General features: G+C 63.7%; 19 protein-coding genes. 10 read left to right on the top strand and 9 right to left on the bottom strand.

What is annotated here, in order from left to right; genetic code table 11:
- Window positions 1-131: 131 nt before the first annotated feature.
- The 4 genes from J2R78_RS36195 to nthA all read right to left on the bottom strand — a co-directional run bounded on the left by J2R78_RS36195 (window position 132) and on the right by nthA (window position 3,596).
- Window positions 132-1,448 carry an ISNCY family transposase gene (locus tag J2R78_RS36195; protein ID WP_253608578.1) on the bottom strand — a complete coding sequence of 439 codons (1,317 nt, stop codon included), beginning with the start codon at window positions 1,446-1,448 and terminating at the stop codon, window positions 132-134.
- Between the two features lie 485 nt (window positions 1,449-1,933).
- Entirely contained in the window at window positions 1,934-2,311 is a 378-nt protein-coding gene (locus J2R78_RS36200; RefSeq protein ID WP_229161973.1) for a nitrile hydratase accessory protein, read from the bottom strand.
- Window positions 2,311-2,970 (bottom strand): nitrile hydratase subunit beta, encoded by a 660-nt coding sequence (gene nthB / locus J2R78_RS36205; RefSeq protein WP_076828791.1) that lies wholly within the window; start codon window positions 2,968-2,970, stop codon window positions 2,311-2,313. The genes J2R78_RS36200 and nthB overlap by 1 nt, the downstream gene beginning before the upstream one ends.
- The gene (gene nthA, locus J2R78_RS36210; RefSeq protein ID WP_028344028.1) at window positions 2,967-3,596 is read right to left on the bottom strand and encodes a nitrile hydratase subunit alpha; all 630 of its coding nucleotides are present in this window, start codon (window positions 3,594-3,596) and stop codon (window positions 2,967-2,969) included. Before nthA ends, nthB begins: the two co-directional genes overlap by 4 nt.
- A gap of 74 nt (window positions 3,597-3,670) precedes the next feature.
- Here nthA and J2R78_RS36215 point away from each other — a divergent pair, with 74 nt between their 5' ends.
- The gene (locus J2R78_RS36215; RefSeq protein ID WP_253608579.1) at window positions 3,671-4,477 is read left to right on the top strand and encodes an enoyl-CoA hydratase/isomerase family protein; all 807 of its coding nucleotides are present in this window, start codon (window positions 3,671-3,673) and stop codon (window positions 4,475-4,477) included.
- 227 nt (window positions 4,478-4,704) lie between these two features.
- Here the strand turns inward: J2R78_RS36215 and J2R78_RS36220 are convergent, their stop codons facing one another.
- The 3 genes from J2R78_RS36220 to J2R78_RS36230 all read right to left on the bottom strand — a co-directional run bounded on the left by J2R78_RS36220 (window position 4,705) and on the right by J2R78_RS36230 (window position 8,841).
- A complete protein-coding gene (locus J2R78_RS36220; RefSeq protein ID WP_253608580.1) occupies window positions 4,705-5,889 on the bottom strand; it encodes an acetate/propionate family kinase in 1,185 nt (394 codons plus the stop codon).
- A 3-nt stretch (window positions 5,890-5,892) separates the two neighbouring features.
- The gene (locus tag J2R78_RS36225) at window positions 5,893-8,298 is read right to left on the bottom strand and encodes a phosphoketolase (protein WP_253608581.1); all 2,406 of its coding nucleotides are present in this window, start codon (window positions 8,296-8,298) and stop codon (window positions 5,893-5,895) included.
- Window positions 8,299-8,700: 402 nt separating this feature from the next.
- Entirely contained in the window at window positions 8,701-8,841 is a 141-nt protein-coding gene (locus J2R78_RS36230; RefSeq protein ID WP_253608582.1) for a hypothetical protein, read from the bottom strand.
- Window positions 8,842-8,948: 107 nt separating this feature from the next.
- On the opposite strand from J2R78_RS36230, the gene J2R78_RS36235 reads away from it, so the two are divergent.
- The 3 genes from J2R78_RS36235 (at window position 8,949) to J2R78_RS36245 (ending at window position 10,089) form a co-directional block, all read left to right on the top strand.
- Entirely contained in the window at window positions 8,949-9,296 is a 348-nt protein-coding gene (locus J2R78_RS36235; protein ID WP_057018642.1) for a response regulator, read from the top strand.
- Window positions 9,297-9,488: 192 nt separating this feature from the next.
- On the top strand, window positions 9,489-9,686 hold the full coding sequence (locus tag J2R78_RS36240) for a hypothetical protein (RefSeq protein ID WP_253608583.1): 198 nt from the start codon (window positions 9,489-9,491) through the stop codon (window positions 9,684-9,686).
- 223 nt (window positions 9,687-9,909) lie between these two features.
- Window positions 9,910-10,089, top strand: coding sequence for a hypothetical protein (locus J2R78_RS36245; protein WP_253608584.1), 180 nt, complete (start codon window positions 9,910-9,912; stop codon window positions 10,087-10,089).
- Window positions 10,090-10,402: 313 nt separating this feature from the next.
- Here J2R78_RS36245 and J2R78_RS36250 read toward each other — a convergent pair whose 3' ends face one another.
- Window positions 10,403-10,582 carry a hypothetical protein gene (locus J2R78_RS36250; protein WP_253608585.1) on the bottom strand — a complete coding sequence of 60 codons (180 nt, stop codon included), beginning with the start codon at window positions 10,580-10,582 and terminating at the stop codon, window positions 10,403-10,405.
- Between the two features lie 86 nt (window positions 10,583-10,668).
- Window positions 10,669-11,289 carry a hypothetical protein gene (locus J2R78_RS36255; protein ID WP_309145052.1) on the bottom strand — a complete coding sequence of 207 codons (621 nt, stop codon included), beginning with the start codon at window positions 11,287-11,289 and terminating at the stop codon, window positions 10,669-10,671.
- On the opposite strand from J2R78_RS36255, the gene J2R78_RS36260 reads away from it, so the two are divergent.
- The 6 genes from J2R78_RS36260 (at window position 11,183) to J2R78_RS36285 (ending at window position 17,859) form a co-directional block, all read left to right on the top strand.
- Entirely contained in the window at window positions 11,183-12,193 is a 1,011-nt protein-coding gene (locus J2R78_RS36260) for a chemotaxis protein CheB (RefSeq protein ID WP_253608587.1), read from the top strand. The genes J2R78_RS36255 and J2R78_RS36260 overlap by 107 nt on opposite strands.
- Window positions 12,193-12,462, top strand: a complete 270-nt coding sequence (locus J2R78_RS36265; protein ID WP_253608588.1) for a hypothetical protein — start codon at window positions 12,193-12,195, stop codon at window positions 12,460-12,462. The genes J2R78_RS36260 and J2R78_RS36265 overlap by 1 nt, the downstream gene beginning before the upstream one ends.
- A 364-nt stretch (window positions 12,463-12,826) precedes the next feature.
- Window positions 12,827-15,997: a CheR family methyltransferase gene (locus J2R78_RS36270; RefSeq protein ID WP_253608589.1), complete on the top strand. Its 3,171-nt coding sequence runs from the start codon at window positions 12,827-12,829 to the stop codon at window positions 15,995-15,997.
- On the top strand, window positions 15,998-16,744 hold the full coding sequence (locus J2R78_RS36275; protein ID WP_253608590.1) for a Crp/Fnr family transcriptional regulator: 747 nt from the start codon (window positions 15,998-16,000) through the stop codon (window positions 16,742-16,744). It begins immediately after the preceding gene.
- 300 nt (window positions 16,745-17,044) lie between these two features.
- Window positions 17,045-17,245, top strand: coding sequence for a hypothetical protein (locus J2R78_RS36280; protein WP_028331978.1), 201 nt, complete (start codon window positions 17,045-17,047; stop codon window positions 17,243-17,245).
- A 359-nt stretch (window positions 17,246-17,604) separates the two neighbouring features.
- The gene (locus tag J2R78_RS36285; RefSeq protein ID WP_156436345.1) at window positions 17,605-17,859 is read left to right on the top strand and encodes a hypothetical protein; all 255 of its coding nucleotides are present in this window, start codon (window positions 17,605-17,607) and stop codon (window positions 17,857-17,859) included.
- Window positions 17,860-18,038 lie beyond the last annotated feature (179 nt).

Raw genomic sequence — 18,038 nt, forward strand, 5'->3', positions numbered from 1 at the left:
CGGCTGTCGGCGGTCGAGACGGCAACTGTCCGTAGCGGGTGAAGATGTCGTGTTTTTGTAGCTCGTGATCTGTCGCCTTCGTTTCTGATTTGCAGGGGAGCCGGAAGGCGGGGACGGCTTTCCCTGATTGATCATGCCACGGCTGTTGTGGCGGTTTTAGCCCTGTGGGTGAGTTTCTTTGTTCGACTTGAAGCCCGTTTCTCCGTCCCGACCCGCGCTTTCTCGACGGCGGCGCGCGCAGGAGCGGTCAAGGACGCGCGCTTGCGCGCCCGCCAGGGCTTGTCGTTGACGGCTCCGAGCACGCCGCCAGGCTGAAGCGCGTCGGGGCTGATCTGCTGTCCGTCAGGCGCAAACCTCGCCAATCGATGCGGTCCAAGGAACACGCTGACGGTGCCATCGGGATACTCATGTAGCCGCACCAAGGCCTTGACGAAGTGAGGTCTTAGCCGGCTCTCCGGCAACTGCAGCCGCCGACCGTTCCATGCAACGGTATTGTCGTTGGCGACGGTTCGCTCCTCGATCACGCACAGCGCCTCGCGCCAGGCCTCATGCCGGTCGGCTACGAATGCCGAGCCTTCCTGTTCGGGCTTGATCGCAAACGCGGCGTTGTGCCCGGGGATGTAATGCGCCTTCAGCCACGCGTTGGCAGCTTCGAGCGTCGTGATCCCGGCAAGCCGCAGCTCCTTCGGCAGCCGATCCTGCAAGGTGCCGAATACCCGCTCGGAGCGCCCGCGCGCCTGCGGCGAATAGGCTGCGATATGCTCGATCCCAAGATGCGACAAAGCCCGTCCCACCTGGGTTTGTTGCGTCTTCGAGATCTTCTCGCCAGCTTTTGGGGTCAGGAAATAATGGCTGCCGCGGTCGGTGTAGAGCGCGCAGAACAGGCCATGCTCGCCAATCACTTCGCGCAAGGCCTGGAAGGTCGAGGCCGTTCCTTCTTCCTCGACCAGCACCATCGAGTAGATCTCGCTCGTCGCATCGTCCATCGTGACGATCAGGTCCCTCGCGGGCAGGCCTTCGATCCAAACGTGGCGCGATCCGTCCTGGTGCAGCAGCATGCCCCGAAGCGGCCGCCGCGGCCGCTTCTTGCGGTGCGCCGAACGCTTCGGAGCCTTCCGCACCAGCCCTGCCGCGTGCAGCGCCAGCTTCGTCACCGTATAGCCCAGCACATAGTCGTGCCGCTTTTGCATCTGCTCGTGGAAGTGCTTCACCGTGAAGTCCGCGTACTTGTCCCGGTACAGCGCAAGCATCCGTTCCAGCTCCTCCTCCGGCGCCCGCCGTGGCGAACGACGCCCCAGCCGGCGGTCGACAAGCCCGTCGTCGCCCTCCGCCTCATAGCGCTCCGCCCAGCGTTGAAACGTCCGAACACTGATCCCAAGAACCTCCGAAGCTGCCTCCTGCGTCAGTTCCTTCGCCTCCGTCCGATCCAGCAAATCTGAAAACCGCATCCTTCGTACACCCTCGTGAATGGATGCCGTGCCCATCGTGCCCCCCTTGTTCCGGAGCACCGAAAACACGACACTTCACGAGCTACAAACAGGCGACAGATCACGAGCTACTGACACGGTCGAGACGGCAACTTGACACGTCGGGCAACTCAACGGTACTCTTCCATTATACAGAAATCGTCCCAGGGACCAGTTCGACCGGGCGATCCAGCACGCCGCGGCCGCTCGGCTCAAGCACTGGCGTCTCTGGAATCCGTGCGCGGTTCTCTCCCCGTCGTCGTCCCGGCGAAGGCCGGGACCCATACGCCGCGGCAGGCGTTGTAGGTGGGACTCGTCGTTCCAGCATCGCGTAACAGTTTGCATTTGGGGTTATAGGTCCCGGCCTTCGCCGGGACGACGATGAGGATCAGTTCGCGATTCAAGGCGCCCCACCACGTGATGTCATCGCCCGCACATGCGCATGCAGGTGATCATGGCATTCGAGGCTACCTAAAATCCCCCGCCGTCAGCACGATCGGCTGGCCGTGCGGGGTGCGGTCGGCGGCGTGGTCCCAGGCGTCGCGGTAGCGGTGCAGTGTCTCATGCGTCGTGACGCCCTTGGCGGCGACGAGATGTTCGAGCGTCGCGAGCCAGTGCTGGTAATAGGTCTCGCCGGTGTCGGGATCGCCGGCCGCCTGCGCGCGCTTGATCTGGTCGGCGAGCGCGGCGGCCCATTCGGGCCAGGTGAACACGCCGCGGTCATGCAGCGTCAAGGCCATGGCGAACGCCTGCGCCTCCCACGGTGCGCGGAATACCGGGCCGTCCTGGTCGCGGGGAATGCTGGAGACGGCGCTGGTGGCGCGCGCGGCGGCACCTGCATCCATCACACGGCCTCCAGATACGGCTCGAACGCGTCGATCGAGACCTTGATGGTCGGATCGGAGTCCGGTCCCCACAGCTCGCGTCCGTCGAACACGACGGTGTACAGCCATTGCGGATGCTCGCCGGCGTCGTTGGCCACCGTATCGGGAAATACGTGACAGCCATGATCGCGCTCGACCACCCCGACGTGACCGCGCACGTAGCGCGGCAACCGTGTGTGCGTCGCGGGATGGATGTTCTTCGCCCGCACCCGATCGCCGGCCTTGAATTTCGCAGGCCCCGGCGCGGCGCGGCCGAACTTGCCGCGCACCATGATGCGCTCGATGTCGGCCACCGAGAACTTGCCGTGCTTGAGCGATTTCGCCGGCGCGACGGAATGCCCGGCGGCGACGTCGTCCTTGGAGATATAGCCCTTGTCGAGCAGCAGGGCTTCCAGCCCAAGCAGCCATTTCCTGTAGTAGGAGCTCGACAGATAGACCTGCGGGGGCAGGGTCTCGCGATAGAAGCGCGAGGCGTCGATGTTGAAGGCGCCGGCTGCGCCCATCGCACGGACCATGGCGAGCACCCGGGATTCCCATTCCTCATGGAACATCGGCTCGTTCGGCTCGGGCTCGACCTTGCCGAACCCGTCCATGCCGCCCATGTCGTGGACGCCGTTCATGACGGCGCCCCCGGTTTCTTGGGAAAGCCGGTGCCGATCATGGAATCGCGCGTCACCAGCTCGGCGAGCTGGTCTTCGCTCCAGCCCTCGGTGCCTTCGGGCCGCATCGGCAGCACCAGAAAGCGCGTCTCCGCGGTCGAATCCCAGACCCGGATTTCCGTCTCCTTCGGCAGGCTGACGCCGAAATCGGCGAGCACGCCGCGCGGATCCTTGACCGCGCGCGAGCGGTACGGCGAGGCCTTGTACCAGACCGGCGGCAGCCCGAGCATTTCCCAGGGATAACAGGAGCACAATGTGCAGACGACCATGTTGTGGCGGCCGGGTGTATTCTCGATCGCGACCAGATGGTCGCCGACCCGGCTGACATGGCCGAGGGTGCCGACCGCCTTGCTGGCGTCCTCGAGCAGCGCCTTCTTGAAGGCGGGATCGGTCCAGGCCTTGGCGACGACCCGGGCGCCGTTATGCGGGCCGATCTTGGTCTCATAGGCCTGCACGATGGCGTCGAGCGCGGCAGCCTCGACATAGCCCTTCTCGGTCAGGATCGATTCCAGCGCGCGGACGCGCAGTTCGGTCTCCGACAGTTCGGAATGGTCGTGATCGTGGTGGTGATGATCATGTTCGCTCATGCCCACAGAATAGGCGAAACCGTCATGCTATGTCGAGGCAGGCAGTACACAAGAATGCGAGCGGGGAGGTATGCGTGGTTGACTATGTGACGATCGAGAAAGGCCTCGGGCCGGAGGGCCGCATCGCCGTGGTGCGGTTCGACCGCGGCGACGGTATCAACGCGCTGTCGCCGGAGGCGCTGCGGCAGCTGACCGACGCGGCGCGCAGTTTCGAGGACGATAGCGAGACCTCGGTGGTGGTGCTGACCGGCGGCGCCAAATCGTTCAGCGCCGGCTTCGACCTCAAGGACGCCGAGGGGCGTTCTCGCCAGACCATGGACATGGGCACGCTGCGCCGGCACCTGAAGCTCGGGCCGCGGCTGACCCGCGCCTGGCAGGACATGGAGCAGGTCACGATCGGCGCGATCGAGGGCTTTTGCGTCGGCGGCGGCGTGGCACTCGCGGTCGCGCTGGATTTCCGCGTCATGGCGCGCGACGCGCATATGCGGGTGCCGGAAATCGCGCTCGGCATGAACATGAGCTGGCAGAGCGTGCCGCGCATGCTGCATCTGATGGGACCGGCGCGCACCAAGCAGGCGGTGATCCTGGCCGACGACCGGATCTCGGCCGAGGAGGCCTATGAGTGGGGCCTGGTGGAGCAGGTGACCGATCCTGGAAAGTCATATGACATCGCGATGGCGCTCGCGGCCAAGGTCGCTGCCCAGCCGCCGATCTCGGTCGCGATGACCAAGCTGACGGTCAACCGGCTCGCACATGCGCTCGACGATCTCGCCAGCCACATGGACCTCGACCAGTTCGCGCTGGCGAGCCTGACCGAGGATCACAAGGAAGGCGTCGCGGCCTTCCTCGGACGGCGGAAGCCGCGCTTCAAGGGGCGCTGATGCGTGTCGTTCAAGAGCCTTTCCAGGCTTCAGAATGGCGAAGGCCCTGACGCCGGGCCGGTGCGTCAGGGCCTTTGCGGTGCGGAGACGACCCCAGCGCCTTTGCGGGCCCTGGGGCCGACGCTGGGGTCATCCGCCTGCACCGTTGTCGAGACCGAGCAGGCAGCGCGCACCATGCGCCCATCACCGGCATCCGCATTTGCCTATGTGAATCGCGCCTCTCGATCCTAGGTTCCCGAGATCAAGGCTACGCAGTGGCGAGCGATCGTTGCTTCCTCGTTTGTCGCCATGACGAGCACGTCCACTGAACTGTCCTTGCCAGCAATGTGCAGCTCTGCCGCGGCGTTGGCGGATGGATCGAGCTCAACACCCAGCCATCGCAGGCGTTCGCAGACCTGGCTGCGAACTTCGCCCGCGTGCTCGCCGATACCGCCGGTGAACACCAGGCATTCCAGTCCGCCCAGCGTGCCAGCCATCGCGACGACCTGCTGCGCGATGCGGAACGTGAAGAGATCAACCGCTTCCTTCGCGGCTGGCTCCTGGCTGGCGAGCAAGACACGCATGTCGGAGGAGATGCCCGAAACGCCGAGCAGCCCCGATTGGTGATAAAGCAGCTGCTCAAGGTCGTCGACCGACATCCCGTTCTGCTGCTGGAGGTAAAGCAGAACGCCCGGATCGATCGTGCCGCAACGGGTCCCCATGACCAGGCCGTCGAGCGGCGTCAGACCCATCGTGGTGTCGATGCTCCGGCCGTTGCGCATGGCGCAGAGGCTCGCGCCATTGCCGAGATGCGCCACCACGGTGCGCTTTGCGGAAAACTCCGGCGAGATGTCGGCAAGGCGGCCTGCGACATATTCAAAGGAGAGCCCATGAAAGCCGTAGCGCCGAATGCCGGCGCGTTCGAGATGTCTCGGGATCGCAAACCGATTGACGGGGGGCGCGAGGCCATGATGGAACGACGTGTCGAAGCATGCGACCTGCATCAGTTCCGGCCGGATCGCGCTGATTGCCCGGATTGGCGTCAGGCAGCGAGGCTGATGCAACGGCGCCAGCGGGGTGAGGGCGTCGAGGACGGCAAGCACCGTCCGATTGACTTCGACCGGTCGCGAAAATTCGCGGCCGCCATGTACGACGCGATGCCCGACGGCACGCAGCCGCTGGCCAAGATGATGTTCGATCCGTGCCAGGACGTCGGCGAACAGCCGATCGGGCGACGCATCTGGTTCGGCTTGCTCCAACGCGAACGACGCGCGGCCGGCCGGGTCGGTGAAGACCAATCGCGACGCGCCCTCGTGCTCGTCGACCTGTGCCTTGCAGAGCAGCGCGGGATCGGTATGCGAAGCATCGAAAACGCCGAACTTGATGCTCGACGAGCCGGAGTTGACGACCAGAACCGCATCGGACGTCGGCATGGCTCAACCGCCCGCAGGTGTGGCGCCGCCAGTGCCGTTCGGCCAGACCCAGTCTCGAACCTCCGGCATGTCCTCGCCATGTTCGCGCACATATCGCGCATGCGCGATCAAGGCGTTCCGGTATTCTTGCTTGATCTGTGCGGCCTTGGTGGCGAGCCCCGGCACGCGCTCGATCACCTCGATCGCGAGATGATAGCGGTCTAATCCATTGAGAACGACCATGTCGAAAGGTGTGGTCGTCGTGCCTTCCTCCACAAAGCCGCGCACATGCATGTTGTCGTGATTGGCCCGGCCATAGGTGAGTCGGTGGATGAGATAAGGGTAGCCGTGGTAGGCAAAGATGACGGGGCGATCGCGCGTGAACAGGCTGTCGAAGTCGCGATCGCTGAGGCCATGAGGGTGCTGTTGCCTCGGCTGCAGCGTCATCAGGTCGACGACGTTGACCACGCGGATCTTGAGGTCGGGGAGGGCCTTGTGCAGCAGATCAACGGCGGCGAGCGTCTCCAGCGTCGGAACGTCACCCGCGCAAGCCATCACGACATCGGGCTCGCTTGTGGCATCTCCGGTTCCGGCCCACGTCCAGATGCCAATGCCGGCGTCGCAATGGGTGGCGGCGTCCTGCATCGAAAGCCATTGCGCGGATGGTTGTTTGCCGGCGACGATGACATTGATCCGATCGTAGGTCCGCAGGCAGTGATCGGCGACCCATAGCAGCGTGTTGGCGTCGGGCGGGAAATAGACACGGACGATGTCGGCCTTCTTGTTGGTGACCAGATCGACAAAGCCGGGATCCTGGTGGCTGAAACCGTTGTGATCCTGTCGCCAGACATGCGACGTCAGCAGATAATTGAGCGAGGCGATCGGACGCCGCCACGCCAATTGGCGCGAGACCTTCAGCCATTTGGCGTGCTGGTTGAACATCGAATCCACGATGTGGATGAATGCTTCATAGCAGGAGAAGAAGCCGTGGCGTCCGGTCAATAGATAGCCCTCCAGCCAGCCCTGGCAGAGGTGTTCGCTGAGGACTTCCATGACGCGGCCGTCTTGAGCGAGATGGACATCATACGGCTCGGTCGGCTCCATCCAGACGCGGTCTGTGGCTTCGAATACGGCGTCCAGCCGGTTCGAGGCGGTTTCGTCAGGCCCCATGATGCGGAAATTGCCGGTATCGGCATTCAGCTTGAGGACATCGCGCAGGTATTTTCCGAGCTCGTGGGTCGCTGCGGCGACCGTCTGACCCGGATGCTTCACGTCGACGGCAAATGCGCGGTAATCCGGCAGCCGGAGCTCGCGTTTCAGAAGGCCGCCATTGGCGTGCGGATTGGCGCCCATCCGGCGGTTCGCGGTCGGGGCGAGGGCCTCGAGCTCCGGGATCAGCGCACCATCCTTGTCGAACAGTTGCTCTGGATGATAGCTGCGCATCCAGTCTTCAAGCAGCCTGAGATGCGCGGGGTTGTCGCGGACTTGCGCGATCGGCACCTGGTGCGCGCGCCAAAAGCCCTCGACTTTCAGCCCGTCGACCTCCTTCGGACCGGTCCAGCCCTTCGGACTGCGCAGCACGATCATCGGCCAGCGCGGCCGCTCCCATCGTTTGCCGCCGCGCGCCTCGGTCTGGATCTTGTGAATGGCTGCAAGCGCCTCATCCAGGGCAGCGGCCATGGCGCGATGCATCGGCATCGGATCGTCGCCCTCGACGAATAGCGGCTCATGTCCGTAGCCGCGAAAGAGGCTGCGGATTTCCCCGTCGCCCATCCGCCCGAGCACCGTCGGATTGGCGATCTTGTAGCCGTTGAGATGCAGGATCGGCAGCACCGCGCCGTCACGCGCGGGATTCAGGAACTTGTTCGAGTGCCAGGATGCAGCGAGCGGACCGGTTTCCGCCTCGCCGTCGCCGACGACGCAGGCCACGATCAGATCCGGATTGTCGAATGCCGCGCCATAGGCGTGGACCAGCGAATAGCCGAGTTCGCCACCCTCATGGATGGAGCCGGGCGTTTCCGGTGCGGCGTGGCTTGGGATACCGCCGGGGAAGGAAAACTGCCGGAACAGTTTGCGCAGACCGTCCGTGTCTCGGCCGACATCGGGATAGATCTCGCTATAGGTGCCTTCGAGATATGTGTTCGCCACCATGCCCGGACCGCCGTGTCCCGGACCGCAAATGTAGATGACGTTGAGATCGAGCGCGCGAATGACCCGATTGAGATGGGCATAGACGAAATTCAGGCCCGGCGTGGTGCCCCAATGGCCGAGCAGGCGGGGCTTGATGTGTTCCTTGCGCAGCGGCTCGCCGAGCAGCGGATTGTCGAGAAGATAGATTTGCCCGACCGAAAGGTAATTGGCGGCGCGCCAGTAGCGGTCGAGCAGGTCGAGATTGCTGGCGGTCGTTCTTTGTTCGATGGTTGCTTTCATGGAGCCAACTCCTCCCCAAAACTATCACAACAGCTACAGGTTGATCCGGCCGGTGATGATCGCGCTCGACTGATGGCGGGGCCGGGCGGGACGTCGGGCAGCGATAGCGGCGGCGGTTCTTGGCTGATGCATTGCGTTCGCTGGCTCCAACCGCAGGCGCCGACCCTCGTTCCTTCGTTTGCCGCCTTGGAGCGGCGCACCCGCTGCAGCCTAGCGGTGACGGCGACTGGTTTGTTCTTCGGCATCGGCAAACGAGCCATCTCCGGGCGGGATCACCGGTCTCTCATATGTAAATGCCGGAACCAGGCAGAGAGATGACAAGCGGCAGCGACTGATGTTTCGACCGCGATTCGATATCCGCCATAGTCAGCCGAAGGTGCAGTTGATGAATCTCATCGACCGCTACTTTTTCGCCGCAACGATCACTGTGACAATTGTACTCTGGCTGTACGTCGGGTTGCTGGTGGCCGGTAGCTGACGGCGCGCGCCTGGAAAATCGGGACCACCCTCCGCCTTGAATTCCCGCTCCTTGAAATGGGCCATGACCGCTGTCCTAACGGTGCGCGGAACGACGCGCCTGGGAAACCCAACCGGCGGGAGAACGTTAACGCCTCGATCATCCGCGAAGATCAACTGGCAGAGGTACTGCTATGCGTACGATCTTGATCGTGGAGGACGAGTATTTCATTGCCGATGACTGTGCCACGCTGGCACGACAGGCCGGCTATCACGTCGTCGGCCCGTTCGCTTCGATCGACGAAGCCCGCCCGCACGCGTCCGGAGCGTCCGGCGCGCTGATCGACATCAACGTCAATGGAACCTCGTCCTACAAGTTGATCGATACCCTGCTTGCGATGGGAACACCGGTCACCCTGTATACCGGCTACGACCCCAGCACGCTGCCCGAGAAGTATGCGCACCTCCCCGTGGTAACCAAGCCGCGCGGGTGTGCGGAGGCTCTCGGGATCTTGTGCAAGCAGATGAGCGTCGCCGAATAGCTGGTCGGCTGGACTCGGATCGATGCGCTGCAGACCCGCCGCACCGCGGACATGCAATTTCGTTCTCGCGGCGCGATGGCAACTTTCCCGGCCGAGGTTTGTTGTCTCCTCATCACCGGCCAAGGCTCTGTCCGTAGGCGTCGGTGGCTGAGAGACCGATTGTGCTCCCGCCTGCATAACAGGGAGCACGCCATGCCCATCGAGCGGCAAATCTATCGTCTTTCCAAATACCGTGATCTCAACGATACCGAGCGGATGATCCAGGTCGTCGAGCACGCGCGCAAGCTCCTCGCCGAAAGCCGCGCCAGCACGTTTCTGGGCCGCAAGACGCAGGAACCCTTCCCGCAGGCGGAAAGCCAATATGGAATCCTGAATCCTGACCTGTGTTGAGCTTTCGCATCTTGCGGGGGCGGAACCATGCTGGATGGGTGATTACTTTATCAGCCCCGCAAGGAAGCAGGCCATGAAGCGGCGCATCGACGCCGGCGACGGCCGCGTTCGAACAATCTTCGATGTCTCATGAGATACGTTTGTCGCACTGCCTCGGAGCAAACCCGCTTCGGACTTATCACATGACAGGGCGGCGGCAGCGATCGGGTGACATGTTTCGTCGATGATCGATCCTCTGTTCGCCCGCGCTCAGCTTGCCATTGAAGAAAGTCTCACTTTGCGCGCACAGAAGCGATCGCTCGCGGATCAGCGAGACGATCAGCTCGCCGAGTTGCGGCAATCGGTGCGTAATTCCGCGAGTACGCGCATGGAGATCAAGGCCCACCGCGACAACAGTGCGTAACGCTTTCGCTGGTGGGGGCGGGCACGGGCAATATTCCCTATCGACAAGCCGACTAGCGGGCTTTGATGAATCGCTCGAGATGCATGGACAATTCGTAGCTCAGCGCCAATCGTCGCCAGGACCTGGCCAGCAACTTGTAATCCTTGCGCGTCCTTTCGACGCCGGACGTCGAGGCCAGACGGTCGGCCTCGTCGGCCAGTTGCCGGCATTCCGCGATCCGATCCGTTGAATCGTGCAGTGTCGTTGTCCTTCCTGAAAACGATGGGAGGATGCATCACGCCGCCGGTTCACCGGAGATCGTGGACCGAGACAATCAGACAATATGAGCGTCACCCGGCCTCAAAGTCCTGAGCTGCGCGACGACGAGGCGCAACTCGTCTGCCAATTGGGCGTTACGGATGCGGGTTTCCGTGACGGTTGAGAGGTCGGCGATCAGCGCGCTTTCTGCGGCCGTCTGCTCCAGCAGCTCGATACGTCTTTCGATCTCGGTCATTACGCACCCCCGTCCGATATCGTGACCGGGGTATCGTGAGGCCCTCTGCAGACCTCCGCACTAACATTTGCAAATGCTCCAGCGGATTATTCGTGTCCGGCAGCGTCATTGCCGCGCAGGATCATGCCGGCGAGCCCGTGCGCCATGGCGCGATGATCGAACGGCTTCTCCCACAACGGAACGTCCGCGAACTCGCTGCTCAGCACGATCTTGTCGTATCCCGAGGTGAACACCATCGGCACGCCGCGCGCCTGCAGCTCGCGCGCGACCGGATAGATCGTCTGCCTGCGGATGTTTACATCGAGCACCGCACCATCGATCACGCCGCCGTCGTGAAGGATACGAAGCGCATCGTCGATGTCACCGGCCGGCCCGGCGATATCGGCACCGAGCGCACGCAGCGCGCTGCGCATGTCGTCGGCAAGGAAATATTCGTCTTCGACAATCAGGACGCGCCGGCCGGTCAGGAGAGGGCGTTCGCGCAAAGGTGCAAATTCAGACATGTCGATTCCGGCCGTACCCGGTGTGATGTCGTCGCAAAATTGGAACATAAGCAGAATGCTCGCCTTGTTGTAAACAATATTGGAAAAGGCAGGTTCCATGTCCAATCGGGACATCATCGTCATCGGCGGTTCGGCTGGGGCGACTGCACCGTTGAAGCAGATTCTGGGCCGGCTGCCGGTGGATCTGCCGGCCGCGGTCTTCATCGTATTGCACATACCGTCTCAGGGCATCGGCATTCTCTCCACGGTCGCGAGCGCAGCCGGCAAGCTGCCGGTCCGGCAGGCGGAAAGCGGCATGGTCATCGAAAATGGTCACGTCTATCTGGCGGCGCCGGACCACCATCTGCTTATCCAGGACGGCCACCTGATGCTCGGCCGCGGGCCACGCGAAAATCTGGTCCGGCCGGCGATCGACGCGCTGTTTCGCTCGGCCGCACTGCACTATGGACCGCGCGTGATTGGCGTTGTGCTCAGCGGCCTGCTGTCCGACGGCGCGGCGGGCCTGAACGCGATCAAGCGCTGCGGTGGGGTCGCGCTGGTTCAGGAGCCCCGGGACGCGATGTCCGATGAAATGCCGCTCAGGGCATTGGAAGCGACCACGGTTGACCTCTGTATCCCGGGTGCACGACTTGGCGATGTGCTGTCCGATCTGGCTCGGGAGCGGCCCGGCGCGATCCTGCCGATTCCGCCGGAGATCGTGCTGGAGGTGAAAATTGCGGCGGGCGAGCGCATCGGCAGCGATACGCTGGTCGAGATTGCCGATCCAGCACCGCTGACCTGTCCGGGATGCGGCGGCGTCCTTTCCGAGCTCAAGGTGGGGCACCCGCTGCGATTTCGCTGTCAGGTCGGTCACGCCTATACGGCCGACGCGCTTGCCAAGGAGCAGGAGGGCCGGGTCGACGAGGCGCTCCGGGTCGCGCTCCGCATCATCGAGGAGCGCGCCGAACTGGTGCACCGGATGGCCGAGGACGGCCGCCAGAGCGGTCGCCCGGCGGTCGCGCAAATGTATGACGCGCGCGCCGCTGAATACCGCGAATACGCCGACATGATCCGGCGAGTCATGCTACAATCGCTCGATCCGAAGCGACCGGCGCGGAAGGAACCGTGATGGCCAGCGCTGAGCATGCGAACTGGGCCGAACAGTTGCGGTCCGAGCGCGAGTTGCTGGTCAAGGCGGACGTCGACATCGAGGAGGGCTGGAGGCGGCTGCGCAGCCAGCAAGATCTGCTGGATTGGCTGCAGCGGGCCGGTCACGACACTGTGCAAGCCGAGCGGCTGGTCGGCTTGCTCAAGCAGACCTTGATCGAGTGGGAGCGGCATCGAACCCTGATCGTGCAGCGGGTCGCATATCTCGAGGAGCGGGTGACATCACACTAGCGCCTTGGAGGAGGATCGGGGATGCGCCTCAGTGCCCTGAACTCCGCTCCAAGTTCGAACATGTGGTCAAACTGCTGGAGGACGCGCCGGCGCCAGAGGTCATTCTCGTCGATGAGGCGATGGGCTTCTGCGGTCGCCCGTTCCGCGCGCCTGATCAGGGCCGCGAGCTCTCCGGATCCATCTATCGTCGGGTCGGCTGCCATCACCTAACTATGACCCTTCCGGCTTTGGACGGCAATCGGTCCCGAAGGCGAGGTTCCGGCGAGGTTGGAGAATTCCTACCTATCCCATTGGGATAGGACTAAACTCTGCTATCAGCAGACGCAGGCGAGACGCCTGCAGAAGAGTGAGAACCGCTGCAATCATGGATGACGTTGGCCAACCCCAGAGCGGAGACGAAGAGCGCCAGTCCAAGGCGCCGCTGATCATAGGTGTGGGCGCGTCCGCCGGCACCCTCGACAGCATCGAGCGGTTCTTCTCGAAGCTGCGGCTCAATCCGGACCAGGCCGTCGTGCTTGTGTTGCAGTACCGGGATGCCATCGAGGACACCCGGTTGCGCGAAGCGTTGCAGCGATCGGAAGGCGCCCGGCTGTCCGAAATCAGCGACGGACAGCTCGTCGAGGGCGGCGTGATCCATCTGTGTCCGTCTGACATGATCACCACCGTTCATGGCGACCGTTTCGCCGTGCGGCGCGCCGAGCAGGCGCGCGCCGAGCGGGCAACCATTGACAGCTTCCTGGTGTCGCTGGCGGAGGAGCGCGCCGAGGAATCGATCGGCGTGGTGCTGGCCGGCACCGGTGGCGACGGCACGCTCGGGGTCGCGACCCTGAAGGATCATGGCGGCCTGGCGATCGCCGAGCGCATCGGGGATGGCGAACCCGATCCGCACGCCGAAGGCAATTCGGCCGTCGCGATTGCGGATTTCGTCCTGCCGCCCGAGGCCATTCCCGAGCATATCGACGTCTATGCCCGCCACCTGCGCCGGCTCGAGGAGAAGCAGGGGTTCGACGAGGTGCTGGCCGCGGCGGCAACCTCGCTTGCGCGCATTGCGGATATCCTCCGCAACAAGACCGGCAACGATTTCCACGGCTACAAGCAGAACACCTTCCTGCGCCGCGTCCAGCGCCGCATGCAGGTGGTGCAGATCGACGATATCTCCGCCTATGTCGATTTCCTGAGAAACGACAAGGACGAGGCGCAACATCTGTTCAACGACCTCCTGATCGGCGTCACGGAATTCTTCCGCGACAAGAAGGAGTTCGATGTCCTGGAAACCCAGATCATCCCGAAGATATTCGAAGGGAAGGGCGTCGGCCAGCAGGTGCGTGTCTGGGTGCTTGGCTGCGCGACCGGCGAAGAGGCCTATTCGATCGGCATCCTGCTGCGCGAGCATATGGCCGGTCTCGACTCGGTGCCGCAGGTGCAGATCTTCGCGACCGACATCGACGGGCGCGCGCTCGCCGCCGCGCGCGTCGGGCGCTATCGCACCAGCATCGAGAACGATATGACGCCGGAACGGCTGGCGCGCTGGTTCGTACGCGAAGGCGACACCTACTGCGTCGTCAAGGAGCTGCGCGAGATGTGCATCTTCTCGCAGCACAACGTCATCAAGGACGCGCCGTTCTCCAAGCTCGATTTGATCTCGTGCCGCAACCTGCTGATCTATCTCAATGCCGAGCTGCAGAATCGCGTCATCCCGCTGTTCCATTTTGCGCTGCTGCCGGACCGGTTCCTGTTTCTCGGCAATTCCGAGAACGTCACCCGGCATCCGAAGCTGTTCGCGCCGGTCGACCGGCGCGCACGCATCTTCAAGAAGCTCGAGACCGGGACGCGGCTGCCGCCGGAATTCCCGATCACGACGGCGGCCGGGCGCGCCGCGATCGACATACCACCGGTCCGCTCCATCGGCCCCGATGTCGGCCTCGAGCGCCGCGCCCAGCGCATCGCCGAGCGCTATGCGCCGGCCTATGTGATCACCGACGACCACTTTCACATCCTGCATTTCTCCGGCCGCACCGGCCGCTATATCGAGCCGACCGCAGGCACGGCGACCCTCGACCTGCTGCAACTCGTGCACCGCGACCTCAGACTTGAGCTGCGCACGGCGCTCAGCCGTGCCGCGGAAACCAACGAGGCCGCGCATGCCGAGCAGGTGCAACTCGGCGTCAACGGGCATCGCGTGCTGGTCGACATCACGGCCGAACCAATTCTCGACGGCCCTGCGGGTCACCGGAATTTCGTCGTGCTGTTCAAGGATGGGCCGATCCGCCCTGTGGATCGCGCCGAAACCAATCCCAACGTTCTGGTCAGGACCGAGCATGTCGAGCGGCTGGAGAGCGAGCTGCGCGCCACCCGCGAGCGGTTGCAGGCCACGATCGAGGAGCTCGAAAGCACCAATGAGGAACTGAAATCCTCCAACGAGGAATATCAATCGCTCAATGAGGAACTGCAATCCGCCAATGAGGAACTGGAGACCTCGCGCGAGGAATTGCAGTCGGTCAATGAGGAGCTGACGACCGTCAACGGCGAGCTGGCGCACCGCGTGCAGGAATTGACCCGCGCTACCAGCGACCTGAAGAACTTCCTCGAGAGCACGCAGATCGCGACCGTGTTCCTGGACAACGATCTGAAGGTGATGAACTTCACGCCGGCGATCACGCATTTGCTGCATCTGGTCGAGACCGATGTCGGCCGCCCGATCGCGCATATCAAGGCGCGGATTCCGATCGAGGAGCTCTACGACGATGTGCGGCGCGTGCTGCGGACGCTGGCCAGCGCCGAGCGCGAGCTGACCGCGCCCGACAGCGGCACGCGTTATATCGTGCGCATCCTGCCGTACCGCAGCATCGACAATTTCATCGCCGGCGTCGTGATCACCTTCATCGACGTCACCGCGATCACGCGGGCGGAGGAGCGGCAGCGGCTGCTGCTCGCCGAGCTGCAGCATCGCGTCCGCAACACGCTCGGCGTGGTCCGCTCGATCGCGCGCCGCTCGGCCGAGACCAGTGCGAACGTCGAGGACTACGCATCGCATCTCGACGGCCGGCTCAACGCCTTCGCGCGGACCCAGTCGCTGGTGACCCGCGATCCGGAAGGCGGCGTCGACCTCGAATATCTCGTGGTCGAGGAATTGCTTGCGTACAACGCGAAGGAAGGCGAGCAACTGAAGGTCGCAGGTCCCAGGATCCGGCTCCAGCCCAAGGCCGCGGAGACCTTCGCGCTGGCACTCCACGAGCTCGCAACCAATGCCTTGAAGTATGGCGCGCTGAGCGATACGGCCGGGCGCATCGACGTCTCATGGCGCATCGATGATGCGGCCGATCCGCGGCAACTGCTGTTCGACTGGCGCGAGCGCAACGGGCCCGCGGTGGCGCCGCCGCGCCGCAGGGGATTTGGATCCGATCTCCTGGAGCGGACGCTGGCGTTCGAGTTCAAGGGCAAGAGCACGCTCGAGTTCAATCCGTCGGGACTGCACTGCACGATCGCCATACCGATGAACCCGCAAGCGATCCATACGCCGAGCATGGGGAGCTAGATGCACCCCCCGATCCTCGAGGGAAATCTGGCGCAGCCGGTGATCCGGCGGCTCAATGCCCTGCGGCAATTGTCCGAACGCGGGATCGCGTTGCTGCAACAGGCGATCCAGGAGGGGTTGCACCGCGCCCGCCCGGGCGAAGACCTCGCGACCGAAGGCGATCCGGTCGAGAGCGTCAGGATCATCCTGTCGGGCTGGCTCTGCCGCTACAAGACGCTGCCGGACGGCCGCCGCCAGATCGTCAATTTCATCCTGCCGGGCGACAGCTGCGATGCCTGCGTTTATCTGCTGTCGGTGATGGATCATTCGATCGGCGCATTGACCCCGGTCACCTACGCCGACATCAAGCGCCCGGCGTTCGAGCAGTTGCTGGCGGGCGACCGTTCGCTGGAGGAAGCGCTGTGGTGCGAAACCATGGTGAACAGCGCGATCCAGCGGGAATGGACGGTCAATATCGGGCGGCGCGTGGCGCTGGAGCGGGTCGCGCATCTGTTGTGCGAACTCCATGAGCGCCTGCTGCCGGTTGGAATGATCGACGGCGATTCCTGCCTGTTCCCGGTCACGCAGATGGATCTCGCCGATGCCACCGGCCTGTCGGTGGTCCATGTCAACAGGACGCTGCAGGAGCTGCGCGGCGCCGGCCTGATCGTGCTGCGCGACCGCATGCTGACGATCAACGACCTGAAGCTGCTCAAGGACACGGCGCTGTTTTCGGCCGACTATCTGCACACCAAGCGGCGCGGCTGAGACGCGACAAGGCGGCTCTGTGCTGCTCCCCTGAAATCGCGATGGATGCCGGTGCGGCGGGTGCGCGAGGCGCCGCAGGCGTTCGCTGATGCGATCCTTGAAATGGCGCAGCGGGACTGACGCGGGCGCGTCGTTTTGCAGAGCGCACTGACGATCTGAACGTGACAGTGATTTGTCACGACGAAGACAGCGCGACGGTCGGCCGCGCAAGATTTGGATACGGCTGTTAACATACTTGAACTCCTCTCGCGCGGTCTCACGCTACGATGCAGTTCGATCCACGAGGGCAGGGAGGCAATCATGCTCGATGGAGAGACGGCGGCAGTGCTTCGCGCGGTGCTCGACGAGGTCTGCGGAGGCGTGCCGCGTTCGGATACGACAAAGCGGACCAACGTCGCCTCTGGATTGCTGCAGGCCATTCGCGAGGGACGCTCGTCAATCGATGAGCTGCGCATCGCAGGCCAGGCCGCGTTGCGCACCGCCCCGAGCATGTGGCGCTAGGCGGTCTGATCGGGCAATCGCAACGGCACGATTGTGCGTCGCACATTTGCAGACGTTAGTGCCGGAACTGATTGCGACGCGCATGCTCTCGCGAGCTGACGCGCCGACCGGCCGTCAGCGCTAACCAGGAGAACCCCGCTACGACCCCAGCTCTCCACCCCTGAGCTGGGGTCACTTGTGTCGAACAGAGAGTGGAGCCACAGCGATCGAGCAGAGCTCATCGAGGGCTCCTCGATCTCGTCCTCCGGTCACGTCCAGCCGCCATGATGGTGAAGGAACGTTCAGGAAAGTTCCGATCCTGTTCCTGCAACATGCGCGGACGCCGGTCGTTATCACGGCGTACTAGAAAGGAGGATGCCATGACGAAGCTTACTTACGCTCTTGCCGCGGCTGCGGCACTCTCGATAGCGGCACCGACCGTTGCGAGCGCGCAGGGTGTGGGCATCTATGTCGGCCGCGACCACGGCTACTACGGCGATCGATATTATGGTGGCCCGCGCGTCGACGTATACCGGCATGACCGGGGCTGGCACCACGGCTGGTACAACCATCATCGCGACTACTACCGCGACCGCGGCTTCGTGATCCGTGGTCATGACTGGGACGACGACTAACGGTGCTGGTCGCACGTCGTGATGAGCAGATCGCGACGACCAATGAGGGCCTCGCTTCGGCGGGGCCCTTTTTTGTTGGCTTGCCGCATCGCGCCCGTTCGTCGGCGTAGGAACCTTGGCTCCTCCACCAGATTGTCAGGACGAGAAGGACGGAGGAGGTTTTCATGAACCAGTTGATT

Origin of the sequence: Bradyrhizobium sp. USDA 4538 (assembly GCF_024171045.1) — a bacterium.
In the GTDB taxonomy this organism is placed as follows: Bacteria; Pseudomonadota; Alphaproteobacteria; order Rhizobiales; family Xanthobacteraceae; genus Bradyrhizobium; species Bradyrhizobium australafricanum.

Excerpts from the sequence above, each read along its gene's own strand:
- J2R78_RS36245 (WP_253608584.1), top strand. The coding sequence starts at position 9,910 with ATGATCGATCCTCTGTTCGCCCGCGCTCAGCTTGCCATTGAAGAAAGT.
- J2R78_RS36275 (WP_253608590.1), top strand. The coding sequence starts at position 15,998 with ATGCACCCCCCGATCCTCGAGGGAAATCTGGCGCAGCCGGTGATCCGG.
- J2R78_RS36265 (WP_253608588.1), top strand. The coding sequence starts at position 12,193 with ATGGCCAGCGCTGAGCATGCGAACTGGGCCGAACAGTTGCGGTCCGAG.
- nthB (WP_076828791.1), bottom strand. The coding sequence starts at position 2,970 with ATGAACGGCGTCCACGACATGGGCGGCATGGACGGGTTCGGCAAGGTC.
- J2R78_RS36255 (WP_309145052.1), bottom strand. The coding sequence starts at position 11,289 with ATGAAGACCGCGGCCGGCAGATCCACCGGCAGCCGGCCCAGAATCTGC.
- J2R78_RS36280 (WP_028331978.1), top strand. The coding sequence starts at position 17,045 with ATGCTCGATGGAGAGACGGCGGCAGTGCTTCGCGCGGTGCTCGACGAG.
- J2R78_RS36240 (WP_253608583.1), top strand. The coding sequence starts at position 9,489 with ATGCCCATCGAGCGGCAAATCTATCGTCTTTCCAAATACCGTGATCTC.
- J2R78_RS36260 (WP_253608587.1), top strand. The coding sequence starts at position 11,183 with ATGTCCAATCGGGACATCATCGTCATCGGCGGTTCGGCTGGGGCGACT.
- J2R78_RS36225 (WP_253608581.1), bottom strand. The coding sequence starts at position 8,298 with ATGAAAGCAACCATCGAACAAAGAACGACCGCCAGCAATCTCGACCTG.
- J2R78_RS36235 (WP_057018642.1), top strand. The coding sequence starts at position 8,949 with ATGCGTACGATCTTGATCGTGGAGGACGAGTATTTCATTGCCGATGAC.
- J2R78_RS36200 (WP_229161973.1), bottom strand. The coding sequence starts at position 2,311 with ATGGATGCAGGTGCCGCCGCGCGCGCCACCAGCGCCGTCTCCAGCATT.
- J2R78_RS36270 (WP_253608589.1), top strand. The coding sequence starts at position 12,827 with ATGGATGACGTTGGCCAACCCCAGAGCGGAGACGAAGAGCGCCAGTCC.
- J2R78_RS36230 (WP_253608582.1), bottom strand. The coding sequence starts at position 8,841 with ATGGCCCATTTCAAGGAGCGGGAATTCAAGGCGGAGGGTGGTCCCGAT.
- J2R78_RS36195 (WP_253608578.1), bottom strand. The coding sequence starts at position 1,448 with ATGCGGTTTTCAGATTTGCTGGATCGGACGGAGGCGAAGGAACTGACG.
- J2R78_RS36220 (WP_253608580.1), bottom strand. The coding sequence starts at position 5,889 with ATGCCGACGTCCGATGCGGTTCTGGTCGTCAACTCCGGCTCGTCGAGC.
- nthA (WP_028344028.1), bottom strand. The coding sequence starts at position 3,596 with ATGAGCGAACATGATCATCACCACCACGATCACGACCATTCCGAACTG.
- J2R78_RS36250 (WP_253608585.1), bottom strand. The coding sequence starts at position 10,582 with ATGACCGAGATCGAAAGACGTATCGAGCTGCTGGAGCAGACGGCCGCA.
- J2R78_RS36285 (WP_156436345.1), top strand. The coding sequence starts at position 17,605 with ATGACGAAGCTTACTTACGCTCTTGCCGCGGCTGCGGCACTCTCGATA.